At 60.7% G+C, this 19,146-nt stretch carries 18 protein-coding genes; 6 read left to right on the top strand and 12 right to left on the bottom strand.

Features of this window, described 5'->3' with window-relative positions; all coding sequences use genetic code 11:
• The first annotated feature begins 46 nt into the window (after positions 1 to 46).
• The 3 genes from ureE to ureG all read left to right on the top strand — a co-directional run bounded on the left by ureE (position 47) and on the right by ureG (position 1,919).
• Positions 47 to 529, top strand: a complete 483-nt coding sequence (gene ureE, locus K9B32_RS24350) for an urease accessory protein UreE (RefSeq protein WP_224566910.1) — start codon at positions 47 to 49, stop codon at positions 527 to 529.
• A 6-nt stretch (positions 530 to 535) separates the two neighbouring features.
• Positions 536 to 1,207, top strand: coding sequence for an urease accessory protein UreF (locus K9B32_RS24345; RefSeq protein ID WP_224566908.1), 672 nt, complete (start codon positions 536 to 538; stop codon positions 1,205 to 1,207).
• A gap of 100 nt (positions 1,208 to 1,307) precedes the next feature.
• Positions 1,308 to 1,919, top strand: coding sequence for an urease accessory protein UreG (gene ureG, locus K9B32_RS24340; protein WP_224566906.1), 612 nt, complete (start codon positions 1,308 to 1,310; stop codon positions 1,917 to 1,919).
• Between the two features lie 3 nt (positions 1,920 to 1,922).
• On the opposite strand, the gene K9B32_RS24335 is transcribed toward ureG, so the two are convergent.
• From K9B32_RS24335 to K9B32_RS24305, 7 genes are all read right to left on the bottom strand, one after another.
• Positions 1,923 to 2,603, bottom strand: a complete 681-nt coding sequence (locus tag K9B32_RS24335) for a Crp/Fnr family transcriptional regulator (RefSeq protein ID WP_224566904.1) — start codon at positions 2,601 to 2,603, stop codon at positions 1,923 to 1,925.
• Positions 2,604 to 2,745: 142 nt separating this feature from the next.
• Positions 2,746 to 6,039: an efflux RND transporter permease subunit gene (locus tag K9B32_RS24330; RefSeq protein WP_224566902.1), complete on the bottom strand. Its 3,294-nt coding sequence runs from the start codon at positions 6,037 to 6,039 to the stop codon at positions 2,746 to 2,748.
• 10 nt (positions 6,040 to 6,049) lie between these two features.
• On the bottom strand, positions 6,050 to 7,240 hold the full coding sequence (locus K9B32_RS24325) for an efflux RND transporter periplasmic adaptor subunit (RefSeq protein ID WP_224566900.1): 1,191 nt from the start codon (positions 7,238 to 7,240) through the stop codon (positions 6,050 to 6,052).
• A 389-nt stretch (positions 7,241 to 7,629) separates the two neighbouring features.
• A complete protein-coding gene (locus K9B32_RS24320) occupies positions 7,630 to 8,601 on the bottom strand; it encodes an ABC transporter substrate-binding protein (protein WP_224566898.1) in 972 nt (323 codons plus the stop codon).
• A gap of 55 nt (positions 8,602 to 8,656) precedes the next feature.
• Positions 8,657 to 9,784: an ABC transporter permease gene (locus tag K9B32_RS24315; protein ID WP_224566896.1), complete on the bottom strand. Its 1,128-nt coding sequence runs from the start codon at positions 9,782 to 9,784 to the stop codon at positions 8,657 to 8,659.
• Positions 9,781 to 10,665, bottom strand: a complete 885-nt coding sequence (locus K9B32_RS24310; protein ID WP_224566893.1) for an ABC transporter permease — start codon at positions 10,663 to 10,665, stop codon at positions 9,781 to 9,783. Before K9B32_RS24310 ends, K9B32_RS24315 begins: the two co-directional genes overlap by 4 nt.
• 36 nt (positions 10,666 to 10,701) lie before the next feature.
• Complete coding sequence (locus K9B32_RS24305; RefSeq protein ID WP_224566891.1) at positions 10,702 to 11,532, bottom strand: ABC transporter ATP-binding protein; 831 nt, start codon at positions 11,530 to 11,532, stop codon at positions 10,702 to 10,704.
• Between the two features lie 53 nt (positions 11,533 to 11,585).
• Here K9B32_RS24305 and K9B32_RS24300 point away from each other — a divergent pair, with 53 nt between their 5' ends.
• Positions 11,586 to 11,999 carry a cupin domain-containing protein gene (locus K9B32_RS24300; RefSeq protein WP_224566880.1) on the top strand — a complete coding sequence of 138 codons (414 nt, stop codon included), beginning with the start codon at positions 11,586 to 11,588 and terminating at the stop codon, positions 11,997 to 11,999.
• Positions 12,000 to 12,008: 9 nt separating this feature from the next.
• On the opposite strand, the gene hydA is transcribed toward K9B32_RS24300, so the two are convergent.
• The 3 genes from hydA to K9B32_RS24285 all read right to left on the bottom strand — a co-directional run bounded on the left by hydA (position 12,009) and on the right by K9B32_RS24285 (position 15,435).
• A complete protein-coding gene (gene hydA / locus K9B32_RS24295) occupies positions 12,009 to 13,466 on the bottom strand; it encodes a dihydropyrimidinase (RefSeq protein WP_224566878.1) in 1,458 nt (485 codons plus the stop codon).
• Positions 13,467 to 13,482: 16 nt separating this feature from the next.
• Positions 13,483 to 14,118, bottom strand: a complete 636-nt coding sequence (locus tag K9B32_RS24290) for a LysE family translocator (protein ID WP_224566876.1) — start codon at positions 14,116 to 14,118, stop codon at positions 13,483 to 13,485.
• Positions 14,119 to 14,181: 63 nt separating this feature from the next.
• The gene (locus K9B32_RS24285) at positions 14,182 to 15,435 is read right to left on the bottom strand and encodes a Zn-dependent hydrolase (protein ID WP_224566874.1); all 1,254 of its coding nucleotides are present in this window, start codon (positions 15,433 to 15,435) and stop codon (positions 14,182 to 14,184) included.
• A gap of 302 nt (positions 15,436 to 15,737) precedes the next feature.
• Here K9B32_RS24285 and K9B32_RS24280 point away from each other — a divergent pair, with 302 nt between their 5' ends.
• On the top strand, positions 15,738 to 16,394 hold the full coding sequence (locus tag K9B32_RS24280; RefSeq protein WP_224566866.1) for a TetR family transcriptional regulator C-terminal domain-containing protein: 657 nt from the start codon (positions 15,738 to 15,740) through the stop codon (positions 16,392 to 16,394).
• 32 nt (positions 16,395 to 16,426) lie between these two features.
• Here the strand turns inward: K9B32_RS24280 and K9B32_RS24275 are convergent, their stop codons facing one another.
• Both K9B32_RS24275 and K9B32_RS24270 read right to left on the bottom strand, forming a co-directional pair.
• Positions 16,427 to 17,494, bottom strand: a complete 1,068-nt coding sequence (locus K9B32_RS24275) for a glycosyltransferase family 4 protein (protein WP_224566864.1) — start codon at positions 17,492 to 17,494, stop codon at positions 16,427 to 16,429.
• A 100-nt stretch (positions 17,495 to 17,594) separates the two neighbouring features.
• Positions 17,595 to 18,008 carry a rhodanese-like domain-containing protein gene (locus K9B32_RS24270; RefSeq protein WP_224566862.1) on the bottom strand — a complete coding sequence of 138 codons (414 nt, stop codon included), beginning with the start codon at positions 18,006 to 18,008 and terminating at the stop codon, positions 17,595 to 17,597.
• A gap of 68 nt (positions 18,009 to 18,076) precedes the next feature.
• On the opposite strand from K9B32_RS24270, the gene ftrA reads away from it, so the two are divergent.
• On the top strand, positions 18,077 to 19,072 hold the full coding sequence (gene ftrA / locus K9B32_RS24265) for a transcriptional regulator FtrA (RefSeq protein ID WP_224566860.1): 996 nt from the start codon (positions 18,077 to 18,079) through the stop codon (positions 19,070 to 19,072).
• The last annotated feature ends 74 nt before the right edge of the window (positions 19,073 to 19,146 follow it).

The following is a 19,146-nucleotide window of genomic DNA, read 5'->3' as shown; positions in this document are numbered from 1 at the left end:
CGGGGCTATTTTGCATGGTCGCAATCTCAAGCGAATTGGACATGTCATGCAACACGTTACTTCCTATCTGCCTGCCGGAACGCCTTCCTCGAACCCGATCGGAAAAGTGGTTCTGCCGCACGACTTGAGGCATTTGCGGCGTAAGCTGCTTCATCTCGAAGACGGCGAGATGGTCATGCTCGATCTCAAGGAGCCGGTGCTTTTTGCAAGTGGCGATATGCTGGTTCTCGAGGACGGCGAACTCATCGAAATCGTGGCGGCCGACGAGAAGCTTTTCGAGGTCAAGGGCAAGAATCGCCTGCACCTGATCGAGCTCGCGTGGCACCTCGGCAATCGGCACCTCGGCGCGCAAATCGAGGAAGACCGCATTCTCATCCTGCGGGATCATGTGATCCGCTCCATGCTGGAAGGGCTTGGTGCGACGGTCCGGGAAGTTGCCGAGCCGTTCCAGCCGGCGCGCGGCGCCTATCATTCGCACGGACACTCGCATGGGCATGACCATGCGCACCATCATCACTCGCACGACTGAGCAAACATGACTGATGATGCCGATCTGCAGGCTCTGCTGCGGCTGATGGCATGGCTTTCGCCAGCCTTCCCCGTCGGGTCGTTCGCCTATTCAGGTGGTTTGGAGCGTGCCGTCCACGATGGGTTGGTCGCCGATTCCCATTCGCTTGCGGGGTGGGCATCGAACCTGATCGCGCGTGGGGCTGTGTGGAATGATGCCGTTCTTCTCGCCGAGAGCCACCGCTGTCACGGACAACTGGAGCGGCTTGGCGAACTGGCGGAACTCGCTGAGGCGCTTGCCGGCTCGCGCGAGCGTCATCAGGAAACGATGCTGCTTGGCGATGCGTTCCTGTCTGCCGCCAGCGCGTGGCCAGACGAGGTCTTCGATCGATTGCCACGACACGTGGCGTATCCAGTGGCCATCGGCGCCGTTGCGGGTGCGCATGGGGTGGCGTCGGAGAAGGCGATCGCGGCATTCCTCCATGCCTATCTCTCGCAGGCAGTTTCCGCAGGCATCCGTCTCGGCGTTGCCGGGCAGAAGGATGGCGTTGCCATTCTGTCGCGGCTGGAAGGCGAAATAGCCTCCGTCGCGAAGCGGGCAGCCGCTTCAACACTCGACGATCTCGGATCGGCGACCATCCAGGCCGATATCATGTCGCTGCGCCACGAGACGCAGCCGACGCGGCTCTTTCGATCATGACTTTATCCAGGCAGGTGCGGCCAGCCGTCGACCTGCGTCATTTGCCGGTGGTCGCTCTTCGAGCGGGGCGCTATCATCGATTGTCATTGGAGTTCAGAATATGAAATCAGGAAACGGACCCTTACGCGTAGGCATCGGTGGGCCGGTAGGCTCCGGCAAGACGGCGCTCACCGAGAAACTCTGCAAGGCCATGCGTGACGAATATTCCGTCGCCGTTGTTACAAACGACATCTACACGACTGAGGATGCCGAGGCGCTGATGCGCATGCAGGCTTTGCCGTCGGATCGGATCGTTGGCGTGGAAACCGGCGGTTGCCCGCATACGGCAATCCGTGAAGACGCTACGATCAATTTGCAGGCCATCGCCGGCCTCAACGAGCGGATTCCCGATCTCGACGTTGTTTTCATCGAGTCGGGCGGCGACAATCTGGCTGCCACCTTCTCTCCTGATCTGGCGGATATCACGATCTACGTCATCTCGGTTTGCCAGGGCGAGGAAATCCCGCGCAAGGGCGGCCCTGGCATTACCAAGTCGGATCTCCTTGTCATCAACAAGAAGGATCTGGCTCCTTATGTCGGCGCGGACCTGGATGTTATGGACCGCGATGCGACACGGATGCGCCAGGCACGGCCTTTTGTTTTCTCCGACATGAAGCGGGGCGATGGCGTCAACTCCATCGTCAGTTTCCTCAAGGAACATGGCGGCCTCTAGAGGTCAGACCTGCCTCAGCACATTGATATCCTCGATCGCGATGGCGCGGCCGCTAACGCTTACGCCTGATGTGCGCAAGGTGGAGAAGGCACGCGACAGCGCCTCTGGCGCCAGTCCCAGCTTTCGCGCCAGAAGGCTCTTCTGGAACGGCAGGCGCAAGGAGGCCCGCGTACCTTCATTGGTGCAGTGCGTCAGCAGATAATGCGCGACGCGTTGCGGGCTCGTGTTCATGCGATCCCGCGCCAGGCAATCCATGGTCGACAGCAGATGCTGCGAAAGGCTGCGCGCAATCGCGCTGCCAATGCGTGGCTGCCGGTCGAGCAATGCTTTGACCTGCGCGATGTCGAAGCGGGCAAGGATCGCGTGTTCCATTGCCTGGGCGCTGTAATTGTATCCTTCGCCGGCAAGCACCAGGCATTCGCCGAAGCTGTCGCCCGGCTCGCAGATGCTGATATCGGCTTCGCGGCCTTCGGAGCCGCGAAAGAGGCGAACATAGCCGCTCAGCACGCAGTAGAAGTAACGTGCCTTCTCGCGTTCGCGGAAGAGAACGTCCTGCAGCTCATAGCGCACCGCCACCGCGCAAGACAGCAGCGCATCTCGCTCATGCCGGTCGAGGCTGGACGCGATCAATGCACCACCAAGCACCGCACGCTGCGCGCCGCTCAGTTTCAAAGCTCTGGTCATCTGTTTCTCCCTGTGGCGCGGCAAGTGCGGCCCCTACCTGATATTGGCAAGGGTAACCGGGAGGCGCAGTTCAGAACTTGATCTCGATCAAATGTGGCCCAATAAAATGCCGGGGCGTTACCCCCGGCTTCTGAATTGGCGGCTACTCCGCCGCGAAAGGCGGCAGGCGCACGACATTGCCTGATTTGCCACGCTTGCCTTCCGGAGTCTCGATTGCGGTTACCCGGCTTTCGAGGGCGTCAACAGCCTGTGTAAGCTCTTCGCGGGACATTGCCAGCTCTTCCTTGTCCTTCCTGCCCACCAGACGGCCGAACATCCAGGCAAGCAGACGGGAGAGATCGTCCATGATCAGGAAGAACGAGGGCACGACGACCAGCGAAAGCACGGTCGACACGATTATGCCGCCGATCACCGCAATCGCCATCGGCGCGCGGAACGAGCCGCCCTCGCCGACGCCAAGCGCGGATGGGAGCATGCCGGCCGACATGGCAATAGACGTCATGATGATCGGGCGAGCGCGCTTGCGACCGGCCTCGACCATGGCTTCCACGCGTTCCATGCCGCGATGACGCATTTCGATGGCGAAGTCGACGAGCAGGATCGCGTTCTTGGTAACGACGCCCATCAGCATCAGGATGCCGATCATGACCGGCATCGAGAGCGGGTTCTGAGTGACAAGCAGCCCGACTGCAACGCCGCCGATCGCAAGTGGCAGCGAGAACAGGATGGTGAAGGGCTGGATCACGTCCTTGAAGAGCAGGATGAGCACAGTCAACACCAGCATGAGGCCCATCAACATGGCGTTGACGAAGCTCTGCTGCATTTCGGTCTGGACCTTCGTGTCGCCGCTTTCAGCCAGCTGGACCGTCGAAGGGATCTTGGCCTCGTCGACGATCTGCCGGAACCGAGCGGATGCCGTGTCGAGCGCCACACCCTGCGGCAGGTCGGACCCGATCGAGACGACGCGGTAGCGGTTGTTGCGCTTGATCGAGCTGACGCCTTCCGAATAGTCGATATCGGCGACGGTGGAGAGCGGCACTGTGCCGCCGCTCGCGGTCTGGATCTTCAGTGCCCGGAGGGCGGCAAGATCGCGGCGCATGTCGAGCGACGCCTGGACGCGGATCGGAATCTGGCGATCGTCCAGGTTGATCTTGGCGAGGGCCGCATCAATGTCACCGATGGTGGCGACGCGGATGGTCTCGGAGATTTGTTGCGGCGTGATGCCAAGACGGGCAGCCTGGTCCTTGCGGGGGCGGACCTGAAGTTCAGGACGGGGCAGGGCGCCCTCGGCGCTGACGTTTGCCAGCAGCGGATCGGCACGCAGCTTTGACTCCAGGATGCCGACGGCGTCGTTCAGATCCTTCTCGTTCTTCGAGAGGAAGTTGAACGACAAGTCGCGCTCGCCGCGATCGTTGAGCTTCAAGATACGCACGTCAGGGATATGGCGGAGTTTGGCAAAGACCTCCTTCTCGATATCCCACTGCGGGCGAACGCGACCCTTCGGTTCTACCTTCGGCAGATAGGGGCCGATGATCGGCAGTTTCCCAAGGAAATCATCGACAAGCTTTTTCGAAAGCCTCTGGTCGAGCTTATGGAGCGTGAGCGTAACGGTCGCGCGGCGCAGTTCGAGGTCGCCCTTCGGAGACGCGCCGCCGAGGACAAATACGCTTTCAACGCCGTCGATATCCTTGACGTCTTTGTAGATCGCATCCGTTGTCGCTTCGGTATCGTCGAGCGTCGCGTTCGGCGGCAGCTCGACGGACAGCACGACGCGCGATGCATCTTCCGGCGGCAGGAAGCTGCCGGGCACCTGCGCAAGCAACATGACGGAGCCAACGAGGAAAGCGATCGCCGCAAGCAGCGTCGCATAACGGGTCCACCACCGCCGGGTCGTGGCGCGCACGAGGCGCGTGTAACCGCGGAAGAAGAGACCATCATTGTCGTGATGGTCCTCGATGCCGTCTTCCGCACGCATTAGGTATGCAGCCATCATCGGCGTGATGAGGCGTGCCACCATGAGCGAAAAGAAGACGGAGAAGGCGACCGTGAGACCAAACTGAATGAAGTACTGGCCTGGGATGCCGGGCATAAACGACACCGGCACGAACACGGCAATGATCGTGAAGGTCGTTGCGATGACCGCGAGGCCGATTTCGTCGGCGGCCTCGATTGCAGCGCGATAGGGAGTCTTGCCCATCTTAATATGACGGGCGATGTTCTCGATTTCGACGATCGCATCGTCAACGAGAATACCTGTCGCAAGCGTCAGGGCCAGGAAGCTGACTAGGTTCAGCGAGAAGCCCATCAGGTCCATAATCCAGAAGGTCGGGATCGCCGACAGCGGCAGTGCGACTGCTGAAATCAACGTTGCACGCCAGTTCCGGAGGAACAGGAAGACGACGATGATTGCAAGTACCGCGCCTTCGATCAGCGTATCGATGGCCGCTTCATAGTTGCCGTATGTGAAGTAGACGGAGTCGCTGATCAGCTCGATACCGACGTTCGGGTTCTCGGCCCGAACCTTGTCGAGGCTCTTGGCGACAGTCTCCGCAACGCTGACTTCACTGGCGCCCTTCGAGCGGAACACGCCGAAGGTGACGACTGGCGTATCATCGAAACGCGAGAAGGACTTCGGCTCCTGATAGGTGTCCTTGATGGCGCCAAGGTCGGACAGCTTGACGAAACGACCGTTCGGCAGCGCGATCGTTGTGTTGGCGAGTTCCGCCACGTTGCGGGCATCGCCGAGCACCCGGATCGCCTGCTCGCTACCCGCCACCTGGCCGCGGCCGGAGCCGAGGTCCACGTTGGTGCCGCGCAGCTGTTGGTTTACGCTCGCGGCGGTGATGCCGTGGGCGTTCAGCTTGTCGGGATTGAGCTCGATGCGCACTTCGCGGTCCGCGCCGCCGTAGCGGTCAACGCGGCCGATGCCCGCCTGCCCCTGCAGGGCGCGTTTGATGGTATCATCGACGAACCAAGAGAGTTCTTCGAGCGTCATATCAGGCGAGGAGACGGCAAAGGTCTGAATCGCCTGGCCTTCGACGTCGATCTTCGAGACGATTGGTTCCTCGACATTAGCCGGCAGGTCGCTGCGGATGCGGTCGATTGCGTCCTTGGTATCCTGAACGGCCTGCTCGGTCGGGATTTCCATACGGAACATGACGACCGTCTGCGACTGGCCGTCTGTCACCGTCGACTGGATCTCATCGATCCCGGTTATGCTGGCAACGGCGTCCTCGATCTCCTTCGTCACCTGCATCTCGAGCTCGGCGGGCGAAGCGCCGCTCTGCGTTACGACGATGGAAACGAGCGGAACGTCGATATTCGGGAAACGCGTGATCGGCAGCTTGTTGAAGGACTGGATGCCGACGAAAAGCAGAAGTGCAAACGCCAGAAGCGATGCGACTGGATTTCGGATAGACCAGGCTGAAAAGTTCATCGGCCGTCTCTCAGTTGGAAACCGGTGGCTGTTCACGAACCGGCGTGATGCGGTCGCCGTCACGGACATAGGCGCCCGCCTTGGCTACCACCTCGTCACCGGCTTTCAATCCCTTTATGATCTCGACATAGGCGCCGTCCTGGATGCCGGTTTCGACCTTGGCAAACTTGACGACGCTGTTCTCGACTTTGCGGGCCGAGGATCCCTCATTGCCCGACAGCACGGCAGAGACCGGGAGGGCCACGTTTTCCGTGGTGCGCACGACGATGTCAGCACTGCCGTACATGCCCGAACGTGCCTTGCTGGAGTCATCGATCAAGATATGGACCAAACCGAGGCGTGTGAGCGGATCGACCGTTGGCGAAACCAAGCGTACGGAGCCGGTAACCTTCTCGCGACTGCCGGAGAGCGAGAGAGTGGCCTTCTGGCCGGGCTGAACCTTGACGATGTCGCTCTCACCCACTTCTGCTACCAGCTCGATCTCGTCGTCGCGAATGATCGTGAAGAGCGGGTCGCCGGTAGCGAGTGCAATCGCGCCAATCTTGGCGTTCTTGGCCGCGACGGTACCGCCGACGGGCGTCTTGACGTCGGTGCGCGCCAGCTTCAGATCGGCATCCGCAATCTGGCTTTCAGTCACCTTGATCTCCGCGACGGCTACCTGGATCGCCTGCTTTGCGGAATCGACACGGGCATTGGCTGATGCCGCTGCGGCATCAGCCTGCTCGACGGTCGCCGTGGAAACCGTGCCCTTCTTGCCCATTTCCTGGGCGCGTGCCTGCTGTTGTCGCGCCTGCTCTGCGTTGGCCTGCGCCTCGATCAACTGAGCGCGAAGCTGCGCAAGGCTCGCTTCGTTTTTGGCCTTCGTGGCCTGCATCTGGCTCTTCTGTAGAATGAGTGCGTCGTCGTTCAGGGTCGCCAGCGTGCTTTCAGCTTGAACCTTGTCGCCAACATCGGCATTCAGCGTGCGGACCGACAATCCTTCGACTTGAGGCTGAATGTAAACTTCCTCGACGGGCTTTACCGTACCGGTCGCAACAACGCGGTCGACGAGGGTGCGGGTGGACGCCTTCGTCACCACGATTGCCGGCAGGTTCTGCTGCGGCTTTGCGACCGGCTGCTCCTGGGCAAATGCTGCCGAAGCAACAGCTGCCGCGATCAGCAGGGTTGAGGCGCGAAGTATCTTAACAGGCGTACGTGCCATGCGTCGTCATCCAGTTTTGGTCGGCCCGACTCGCGCGTTGTCATCAGCTCGCGAATGGCCGGTTCCCGTATTGGTGTTCTCAGAAGTATTTCCGCATCCTTTGCCGACTCTTACTTAAGAAGTCCCTCGTCCGGCAAACTCGGTTTGTACGTGGTAGCGATTTGCCCATCGCGCAAGCCCAGCAGAAAATAATTCCTCATTTGAACACAATAATTACCGTTGTGATGTAGATCAATCACTGTCCGGTTATGCAAGCATTCCGTTAGTTGATCGCGCATCGCCTCCATATGACGTCAGAGCCACGCCTGATGCGACATCGATCGCGAACTTTTCGCCAAAAAAGCAAAACGCGCGGAAGCTCCGCGCGTTTCGTCGTTGCAGTCACTGTCTTACTTGGAAGCCGCGTCCGTGACGTCGTGCGTCCAGGCGCCGGTCGGCTCCTTGTTGATGATCTTCTGATCGAGGAGAGCCTTGGCCGTGCGATCGTAGAGAGTGGTGTCGAGTTTGCCGGTGCCGTCGCCGATCAGCTTGGCGACTTCGCCCATCATGCGCTTCTGGTGGTTTTCGTCCTGGCCGCCGGCATCAACGACGATTTCGGCTGCTTCATCGGGGTTCTCGGTTGCGTATTTCCAGCCCTTCATCGAAGCCTTGACGAACTTGACCATCTTCTCCTTGAAGGCAGGGTCCTTTAGCTTGTCTTCCATGGCATAGAGACCGTCTTCGAGAAGGTCGTTGCCCATGGCGGTGTAGTTGAAGACGAGCAGTTCTTCAGGCTTGAAGCCGGCATCGATCGCCTGCCAGTATTCATTGTAGGTCATGACGGAGATGCAGTCGGCCTGCTTCTGCAGCAGCGGCTGCACGTCGAAGCTCTGCTTCAGCACGGTCACGCCGTCAGCACCGCCGTCGGTCTTCAGGCCGAGCTTGTTCATCCAGGCGAAGAACGGGTACTCGTTTCCGAAGAACCAGACGCCCAGCGTATGCCCCTTGAAATCGGCTTCGGTCTTGATCGGGCCGTCCTTGCGGCAGATCATTTCCATGCCCGACTTCTGGTAGGGCTGGGCGATGTTGACGAGCGGAACGCCCTTTTCGCGGGCAACGAGCGCACCGCCCATCCAGTCGACGATGACGTCGGCGCCGCCGCCGGCGATCACCTGTTCCGGCGCGATGTCAGGGCCGCCCGGCTTGATGGTGACGTCGAGCCCCTCTTCCTCGTAATAGCCCTTTTCCTTGGCGACGTAGTAGCCGGCGAACTGCGACTGCGTCACCCACTTGAGCTGCAGCGTCACCTTGTCGGCAGCCATCGCCTGGGCTGCTGCGAGCGACATCGCGCTCGCCATCATCGCAATGATCAGTTTTTTCATTTTCTTTTTCCCTCTGAAGTTATGCCCAATCCCATTTGCGGGAATAAAGCGACGCCTAGCCACCACGGATAGACGGATGCCAGAAAGTCACCGCCCTTTCGGCGAGGGCGACGACGCCATAAAAGATCGAGCCGACCAGCGCCGCAACGGCAATTTCGGCCCAGACCATGTCGACGTTCATGCGCCCGATCTCGGTGGAGATACGGAAGCCCATGCCGACGATCGGCGTACCAAAGAACTCCGCGACGATGGCACCGATGAGCGCCAGCGTCGAGTTGATCTTCAATGCATTGAAAATGAAGGGCATTGCCGCCGGAAGCCGGAGCTTCAGCAGTGTCTGCCAATAGTTGGAGGCGTAAGTCTGCATCAGGTCACGCTCCATCGGGCCGGATGCGGCGAGGCCGGCGACGGTGTTCACCAGCATCGGGAAGAAGGTCATGATGATGACGACGGCGGCCTTCGACTGCCAGTCGAAGCCGAACCACATCACCATGATCGGCGCGACGCCGATGATCGGCAGCGCCGACACCATGTTACCAATCGGCAACAGGCCGCGGCGCAGGAAGGCGACGCGATCGGCGAGGATCGCGACGGCAAAGCCTGCACCACAGCCGATGATGTAACCGGCCAATACCGCCTTGAAGATCGTCTGGCGCACGTCGTCGGCCAGGATCGGCAGCGAGCCGGCGATCCTGGCGCCGATGGCGCTCGGCGGCGGCAGCAGAACGAAGGGAATGCCGGCGCCGCGCGTCAGCGCTTCCCAAATGATCAGGATCCAGGCGCCGAAGATTGCCGGGATCAGCAGCCGGAGGCAGGAGCGGACAAAACTCGAAGCCGGCGTCATAGCCGAAAGCTCGGTGACGCAGCGCCAGGCAAGCAGCCAGCAGGCGGCCATCAGCAGGAAGAAGGATTTGGTCGCCAAACCTTCGTTTCCGGTCACGCCCGCCAGCAGCACCCACGCCGCCCAATGCGCACCGACCAGCAAAACGGCGGCGATGTATGGCTTCGGCAATGGTACGAAGGAAATGAAGGCGACGGCGACGATCAGCGCGATCGTCAGGCCCACCGTTATCGACGACACCGGGTCCGGTGCGCCTTCGGCCATGATCGGCAAGGCGATGATCGCAATCGCCGTCAGCACCAGGGCAAGCACGCCCTGCCATGCGAAGGTCATCTGGTTCATGCCGCCCTCCCGCCCATCGAACGATCGACGATCTTTGCGACAAGACCGACGATGGCGACCAGGCTTGCGGCCAGTACCGAGCCTGCCACGAGAGCCGCCCAGATGTCGATCGTCTGACTGTAGTAGGAGCCTGCGAGCAGCTTCGAGCCGATGCCGGCGACGGCACCGGTCGGAAGCTCGCCGACGATTGCGCCGACCAGGCTCGCGGCGATCGCGACCTTCATCGAGGTGAAGAGGAATGGCACGGAGGCGGGAACGCGAAGCTTCCAGAAGGTCTGCGAGGCTGTCGCGTTATAGGTCCGCATCAGATCGAGGAACATGACTTCGGGCGAACGAAGACCCTTCACCATGCCGACGGTGACCGGGAAGAAGGATAGGTAGGTCGAGATCAGCGCCTTTGGTACGAGGCCGGTAATATTCACCGCGCCGAGGACGACGATCACCATAGGGGCGATCGCTAGGATCGGCACGGTCTGCGAAGCGATGATCCACGGCATGAGGCTGCGCTCAAGCGCCTTGATGTGAACGATCCCGACGGCGATCACAATGCCGAGCAGCGTGCCGAAACCGAAGCCGAGCAGCGTCGACGAGAGCGTGACCCAGCTATGGTAGACCAGGCTTCGGTTGCTCGAAAGCTTCCGCAGGAAGGTGTTCTCAAAGACGTTCTGCGCCACCTGATGCGGGGCAGGCAGCAAAGGCTTGGGCTGCGACAGCGTCTTTTCGATGAATTCCACCGTTCCCGGCGTCTGGTTGGCGCGTTGATCCATGTCGCGCTGGAAGGAGGCATTCATCAGCACCGACGCAACGTACCAGATCGCGATCAATGCCAGGAGGATTGTGAGGACGGGAACGATCCGATCCTTGAGGGTATCTGGCTTCATGAGCGCCCCCGCGCGCCGGTTTTAACACCCAATGGCTTAGTGCTCATAGCTGTGCCCCGATCTCAGGCCCTCGCGCACGCGATGGGCGATTTCAAGGAACTCGGGCGACTCGCGAATGTCTAAAGGCCGCTCCTTGGGAAGGGGCGAGTCAATGACGTCAGTGACGCGGCCGGGGCGGGGTGACATGACCACGATCTTGGTGGAGAGGTAGACGGCCTCGGGGATCGAGTGGGTGACAAAGCAGATGGTCTTGTTCGTGCGCGCCCAGAGCTTGAGAAGTTCCTCGTTCAGGTGGTCGCGGACGATTTCGTCGAGGGCGCCGAAGGGTTCGTCCATCAAGAGCAGGTCGGCATCGAAGGCGAGTGCGCGGGCGATGGAGGCGCGCTGCTGCATGCCGCCGGACAGCTGCCAGGGGAATTTCTTCTCGAAGCCGGATAGGTTCACCAGATCGAGCGCATCGGCGATGCGTTTCTTCTGGTCAGCCGAGGCGTAGCCCATGATTTCGAGCGGTAGAGCGATATTCTTCTCGATCGTACGCCAGGGGTAAAGTGCCGGCGCCTGGAAGACGTAGCCGTAGGCGCGAGCCTTGCGGGCTTCCTCCGGCGTCATGCCATTGACCGTGATCTCGCCCGATGTCTTCCTTTCGAGATCGGCGATCACGCGCAGGAAAGTCGTCTTCCCGCAACCTGAAGGGCCGATGAAGGAGACGAAGTCGCCCTTGCGCACGTCGAGATTGACGTTTGTCAGCGCATGCACGGGCGCATCGCTGGCATCATAGGTCAGACAGAGGTCCTTGGCGGATACGACGGAGGCAGCTTGCGTCAATGCTTGTGTATCCTGTTTTCCCCGCGCTTCTGCGCTTTGCATGATAGTATGAGTAGCTGTTTTCATTGTTCCGGCAAGGTCCATGGAGGATGACGATGGACGCGACATCAAAGCCCACCTGTCACATTGTGCGCCCCAGTCATGCCTACGACGGCAAGCAGGGGCTCAGTTACTTCGAAGGCATCGCGGCCGAGACGGTCGGCGCCAAGGGCATCTGCATGCATTTGCTGACGATTCCGCCCGGCGTGCGGGCCAAGGCGCATCTGCACGAGTCGCACGAAACGGCGATCTACATGCTCTCCGGCGTGGCTCACACCTGGTATGGCGACGATCTGGAGCATCATGTCGTCGTGCATGCCGGCGAGCTGTTCTACATCCCCGCCGGTGTTCCGCATCTGCCTGCCAACCTCAGCAGTACCCCTTGCACCGCGATCATCGCCCGCACCGATCCGAACGAGCAGGAAAGCGTCGTTCTGCTTCCGGAGCTTGATCGGCTGGTGCAGGAGTGATGCCAAGGATCAGACCCCCGTCGCCGGAATGCCGGACCGTTCGACCTTGCGCGGCGCCACAAGCTCCTTCCATGTCGAGAGCGCCTTATTGACTGCCTGGAACGGCTCGCGCTTGACGAATTGGCCGTGGCCCTCCTTCGTCTTGACCGTGCCTTCCTCGATCGCCACTTCGCCGCGCGTCAGCGTGTAGCGCGGCAGGCCGGTGACTTCCTTGCCTTCGAAGACATTATAGTCGATCGACGATTGCTGCGTCTTGGCCGAGATCGTCTTCGAGCGCTTCGGATCCCAGACGACGATATCCGCATCGGCGCCGACGAGGATGGCGCCCTTCTTCGGATAAACATTGAGGATCTTGGCGATGTTGGTCGAGGTGACCGCAACGAACTCGTTCATTGTCAGGCGGCCGGTGTTCACTCCATAAGTCCAGAGCATAGGCAGTCTGTCCTCGAGGCCGCCGGTGCCATTGGGGATCTTGGCGAAGTTGCCGACGCCGAAGCGCTTCTGCTCGGTCGTAAACGCGCAATGGTCGGTCGCCACCACAGACAGCGAGCCGGACTGCAGGCCGGCCCAAAGGCTGTCCTGGTGCTGCTTGTTGCGGAAGGGTGGAGACATGACGCGGCGGGCGGCGTGATCCCAGTCCTTGTTGAAATATTCGCTTTCGTCGAGCGTCAGGTGCTGGATCAGTGGCTCGCCATAGACTCGCATGCCCTTCTGGCGGGCTCGGCGGATGGCTTCATGCGCCTGTTCGCAGGAAGTGTGCACGACATAAAGCGGCACGCCGGCCATGTCGGCGAGCATAATGGCGCGATTGGTTGCCTCGCCTTCGACCTCGGGCGGGCGTGAATAGGCATGTGCCTCGGGACCGTTGTTGCCTTCGGCGAGAAGCCTCGCGGTCATCGAGGCAACGACGTCACCGTTCTCGGCATGGACCAGAGGCAGGGCGCCGAGCTCGGCACAGCGCTGGAAAGAGGCGAACATCTCGTCGTCGTTCACCATCAGCGCGCCCTTGTAGGCCATGAAATGCTTGAAGGTGTTGATGCCCTTGTCCTTGACCACCGTCTCCATCTCGTTGAAGACGCGCTCGTTCCAGCCGGTGATGGCCATGTGGAACGAGTAGTCGGCGTTTGCGCGGCTTGTCTTGTTGTCCCACATTTGCAGCGCTTCGAGCAGCGACTGTTCCGGTCCCGGCAGGCAGAAATCGACGACCATGGTCGTGCCGCCGGCAAGGCCCGCACGGGTGCCGCTTTCGAAGTCGTCGGTGGAGTAGGTTCCCATGAACGGCATTTCGAGATGGACATGCGGGTCGATGCCACCCGGCATGACGTAGCAGCCCGTGGCATCGAGCGTTTCGGTGCCGGAGAGGTTGGGGCAGATCTCGACGATCTTGCCGCCTTCGATCCTCACGTCCGCCTTGTAGGTCAGGTCCGCGGTGACGATGGTACCGTTCTTGATGATCTTTGATGTCATGATGAACCTCCGCTTTTCAGGCGCGCATGGTTGCGAGTTTTAGACCGAAGCCGACGAAGACGACGCCTGTTGCCGCCTTGATCCAGCGTTGCACTCTGCCTCCACGCGTCAGCGTGGCAAGACGGGAAAACACGACGACCATGGCGCTAAACCAGACCAGGTTGATCATGGAATGAATGAATACCAAAAGGAAGATATTGGCGGCGGTCGCTTTTTCCATCGGCACGAATTGCGGGAAGGCCGCGAGATAGAACATCGCAACCTTGGGATTGAGTGCATTGGTCAGAAAGCCCTCGATATAAGCCGCCACCAGGGTCCGTCGGCGTTTTGAAGGGGCGGCGATCGGCTGCGATGAAAGCGGATTGCGCCAGGCCTGCGCCAGCGCCTTGACGCCAACCCAGCACAGATAGGCGGCGCCAAGCATCTTGACTGCAAAGAACAGCTCGGCAGAGCGCGCGAGAATGACCGAGACGCCGAAGACGACAAACGCCCCATGCATGTAAAAGGCGGAGACGAAGCCGGCGACATTGGCAAAGCCCGCCAATCGACCCGAGGTGGGTACGGTCTTGGCGATCAGAACACCGTTTGGGCCCGGGGAGATAACGAGCAAGGTCGTCACTGCGACGAAGGCAAGGATAGTTGTCAGATCCATGGGTGCTTTTCCTATGTCAGCCGCGGGTCTTCATGAAGAATGTCGTCCATTGCCGACTGGCAGTCACGCCACAATCTCCGCTGTCTCGACGACGGCGTGGAAGAGGACGTCAGCGCCTGCTGTTGCCCATTCCTTGGAGATGTCCTCCGCCTCGTTGTGCGAGAGACCTCCGACGCAGGGGCACATGACCATCGTGGTCGGGGCGACCTTTGCTGCCCAGCAGGCGTCGTGGCCAGCGCCCGAGATCAGGTTCATGTGGCTGTAGCCGAGCCGTTCGGCTGCGCCGCGCACGCGGGAAACAAGCGTCGGATCGAAAGTCACTGGCGCGAAGTGGCCGATCGCCTCGATCATGCAGCCGACGCCGAGTGCTTCGCAAATCTTTGGCGCTTCCGCTTCGATTCTGGCACGCATGCCGTCGAGTTTTGCCTGATCCGGCGAGCGGATGTCGACGGTGAAGACGACCTTGCCCGGCAGGACGTTGCGGGAGTTCGGGGTGAAGAAGACCTGGCCGACGCCGCCGACGGCGCCCGGCTGGTTCTCCATCGCCACGGTCTGCACCATTTCGATGATGCGTGACATCGCGAGCCCGGCATTCACGCGCATGTTCATCGGGGTCGAGCCGGTATGGGCTTCCCTGCCGGTCAGCGTGAGTTCAAGCCACCAGAGGCCCTGACAGTGCGTCACCACGCCGATCTGCTTGTTCTCGACCTCGAGGATCGGACCCTGCTCGATGTGGTATTCGAAATAGGCGTGCATCTTGCGCGCGCCGACCTCTTCGTCGCCGACCCAGCCGATGCGCTTCAGCTCGTCGCCGAAGCTCTTGCCTTCGGGATCCTTGCGATCATAGGCATATTCCAGCGTATGGACGCCGGCGAAAACACCAGAGGCCAGCATGGCCGGGGCAAAGCGGGCGCCTTCCTCGTTTGTCCAGTTGGTAACGACGATCGGGTGCTTGGTCTTGATGCCAAGGTCGTTCATAGTGCGGACGACTTCCAGTGCGCTGAGCACGCCGAGCACGCCGTCATACTTGCCGCCGGTCGGCTGGGTGTCGAGGTGCGAGCCGACATAGACCGGCAGAGCGTCCGGATCGGTGCCGGGGCGGGTCGCGAACATCGTGCCCATCTTGTCGACGCCGAGCGTCAGGCCAGCGCCTTCGCACCATGTCCTGAAGAGGCTGCGTCCTTCGGCATCGGAATCCGTCAACGTCTGGCGATTGTTGCCGCCAGCAATGCCCGGGCCGATCTTTGCCATGTCCATGAGGCTGTCCCAAAGACGATCCCCGTTGACGCGCATGTTCTCGCCTGGTGCTGCCACCATGTCTAAAGTCCTCACCTGTTTTCTGCGGTCATGCAATGGGCATGCCCGCTTGTTCCCGTGGTCCGTTTCTCGGCGCTCTTGTTTGTTTTGTTAGCGCCGGAAAATCGCCAGTTGCCTTTGTTTTGCATCTGATCGATAATTTGACCGATTGGTAAACATTACAACTTCCGGCGCTGGGCTCAAGACGAAAATCAGGAAAAATACAGACAAAATTACCGGCATCTGCTCAATTTTGCGGCAAGGTGCCCTGCCTGTCCAATCTTGAGTGAAACGGTTGAATTTGAAGGGAAAACAAGGTCGACATGGCAATCCCGAGAGCAGCCAAGACCCAGCGGCGCACACGCATCCAGGAGGAGAAGGAAGAGCAGATTCTTGAAGCCGCGCTCGACGTGTTTTCGGTCAGCGGCTTTCGCGGCTCCACCATCGACCAGATCGCCGAAGTCGCCGGCATGTCGAAGCCGAACCTGCTTTATTATTTCCGTACCAAGGAAGCGATGCATCGGGCGCTGATCGACCGCGTGCTTGATACATGGCTGGAGCCGCTGAGAGCCTTCGACGCCGAGGGCAATCCCGAAAGCGAGATTCGCAGCTATATCCGCCGCAAGCTCGAAATGGCCCGCGACTTCCCGCGTGAGAGCCGGCTTTTCGCCAACGAAATGCTGCAGGGCGCGCCGCATGTCGAAGATGAGCTGAAAGGGCCGCTGAAGGAACTCGTGGACGAAAAGGCCGAGGTCATCCGCGCCTGGGCAACGGCGGGGAAGATCGCCAAGTGCGACCCCTATCATCTGATCTTTTCGATCTGGTCGACGACGCAGCACTATGCCGACTTCGACGTTCAGGTAAGGGCTGTGCTCGGGCAGGAGCATGCAGGCGTCGGTCGCTTCGAGGATGCGGCACGCTTTCTCGAGCAGCTGTTCATCGACGGGCTGAAGGTCAAGTCCGTGCCAAAAGTGTCATGATGTCATCGGCCGCAAGCGTCCGATATGGTACGTCATTCCTCTAAATCGAAGAGCGTGTCGATTGCCGCACGTGCCTTCGCATGGCGGGTGCCATAGGCTTGGCGGATGACCTCGCGTCTTGCGTCCAATGCCGGTCCCGGCGCCATGGCGGACAGCCATGCCAGTGCCGTCGGCACGAACTCGTCGTCGGCGGGGGCAAGCAAATCGCTTTCGTCCAGTTGCTTCCTGATACAGCCGCGGTCGGTGGAAATCACCGCGTTTCCAGCCGCCTTCGCTTCGAAAATCACCAGCGGCTGCGCCTCGTTGCCGTACGTTGTGGGGAGGACGAACACGTCGATCTCGCGATAGAAGGCGGCTTTCGCGTCGCCATACAACGCACCCCGGTAATCCAGCATCTCGCCCAATTCCATAACGGCGGCGTCAATCGCCGCGCGCTCGCCAGTGCCGGCCGGACCTGCGAGGATCGCCCTGATCGACAAGCTTTCATGCCGCGCTTGCCTTGCGAGATCAAGGAAGGTGTCGAGACCTTTCTCCGTACTGGGATTGCTCAGCATTCCGATCACCAGAGTCGTGCGGTATCGCGGTGCGTCGTTCTGCTCCGTTGGTACCACGCAAGCAGCATTGGAGACGATGCTACTGCGCGTGCGGCGCCGGTAGGTGTCCGTGAAGCGGTCTCGCATGACATCGCACAAAAAGATGTGCCGCAATTGGCTATCGCCGAAAGCTAGGACACATCGCATCAGTAAGCTCGCCCTATCGATATAGCTGAAACTGTGATGATGCAGATAGATTGGGTAGGCCAACAGTCTCGCGACCAGCACGATCAGCGCCGTGTAGACCAAACCAAGGCCGCCTTCACAGGCAAGATAGCAAATCCGGTTGTCATGCTTGCGATCGCGAAAGAGCGCGCGGCAGGCGCCGAGGACACGGTTGAGCTTGATTGGATGCTTGAGCAACGACAGTTTGCCGAATGGCGGGGAGACGTCGCGGTTGATGACGTTGTTTCCTTCCTCGAGAAGGGCGATCATGCTCCTGGTCGCGAGCGAGAAGCCGTTGAACGGCGGAGGCAACGGGCCGATCGCAATAATGTGACGTGTCATGCAGGAGGCTACCCTTTGCGCCTCCCGACTATCGCATCGATGGAAGAAAATTCAATCTCCCGCTCATGTGCTGCGGTCCTGGCCCACAGCACATGCGACGTTAGGCTGCAGCGGTGTCCGGGCCGCTATCGAAGGCAAAGCCTTCGTCGGCCCAACCCGTCATTCCGCCAATCATGACCTTCACCTGAAGCCCGAGTCGGGCAAGGCGCAGGGCTGCCTTGTCGGTGCCGTTGCAATGAGGGCCGGCGCAGTAGACGACGAAGATGGTATCTGCTGGCCACTCCGACATGCGGTGGGCCGTCATCTTCCCGTGCGGCAGGTTGATGGCGTACGGAACGTGAGAGGCGGCATAAAGCATCGGGGAGCGGACATCCAGCAGCACGAAGTCGCGGTGACCGGCGGCGAGTGATGCGTGAACATCCCAGCAGTCGGTCTCGAAAGCGAGCTTGCGGGCATAGTAGGCGGCGGTGGCTTCCGGAGAGGCGGCAGGGGTTTCGGTGACGAAGCTCGGCATGGCATGTCCTTTCGGTTCGAGTTGTCGCCGACCATCGCTGATGTTATGTCTTGGCGAAATTGGCCAGAATGACGGTTAGCGTAAAGATCATGCCAAATGTGGTGAAGGGACCCCATGTCGCGGTGCTTGCCTATGACGGGCTGTGCACCTTCGAATTTGGAATTGCCTACGAGGTCTTCGGTCTGTCGCGTCCGGAAATGGGCGAGGGCTGGTATCGCTATTCGGTCTGCGGGATCGAGCCGGGACCGCTTCGTGCGGGCGGTGGGCTGATGGTTTGCGTCGATCATGGGTTGGAGGTGCTGGAGGAGGCGGACCTGATCGTCGTGCCTGGCTGGCGCGCGATCGATGCAGAGGTTCCGGAGGCCTTGATCGATGCCCTACGCGCGGCCCATCGGCGTGGCGCGCGGATGATGTCGCTCTGCTCGGGCGTTGCCGTGCTAGCAGCGACCGGGCTTCTTTGCCATCGGCGGGCAACCACGCATTGGCGCTACGTCGCCTCGATCTCGGAACGCTATCCCGACATCAGCTTCGATGCCGATGTGCTTTACATCGACGATGGCAGTATCCTGACGGCGGCCGGCAGCGCCGCCGGTATTGATCTCTGTCTGCATGTGGTTCGTGGTGATTTCGGCGCGCAGGCTGCCAACAGCGTCGCGCGGCGGCTGGTGCTGCCGCCACATCGCCAAGGCGGGCAGGCACAGTTCATCCAGGCGCCGGTGCCGCAGGAGCGCGAGGGCATCAGGCTCGGCCCGCTGATCGACTGGATGCGGCAGCAGCTGGATGAGGAGCAGCCGATCAGCCTGCTTGCCGCGAAGGCCGGGATGAGCCAACGGACCTTTCAGCGGCGGTTCGAGAGCACGACCGGGCTCAGCGTCGGTGAATGGTTGCTGAGGGAGAGACTTCGCCACGCGCGCGAGCTTCTCGAGCGACAGATTGGTGCAACCCTCGATGACGTTGCCGTTGCCAGCGGGTTCGGTACGCTGGCGACGATGCGGCATCACTTCCGTACGCGGCTGGGCACAAGCCCCGGCGCCTATCGGAAGATATTTGCGGCTGGCAGGTGAGGCGGGGAATTGGTCTTTCTACTTCCCTCACTTCTCTGACAGCACAGGCGAGGGGTTCAGCAAGCAAAACGCCG

It is taken from the genome of Rhizobium sp. 3T7 (assembly GCF_020166565.1).
Taxonomy (GTDB): domain Bacteria; phylum Pseudomonadota; class Alphaproteobacteria; order Rhizobiales; family Rhizobiaceae; genus Rhizobium.
This window is presented reverse-complemented; position numbering and strand designations above follow the sequence as displayed.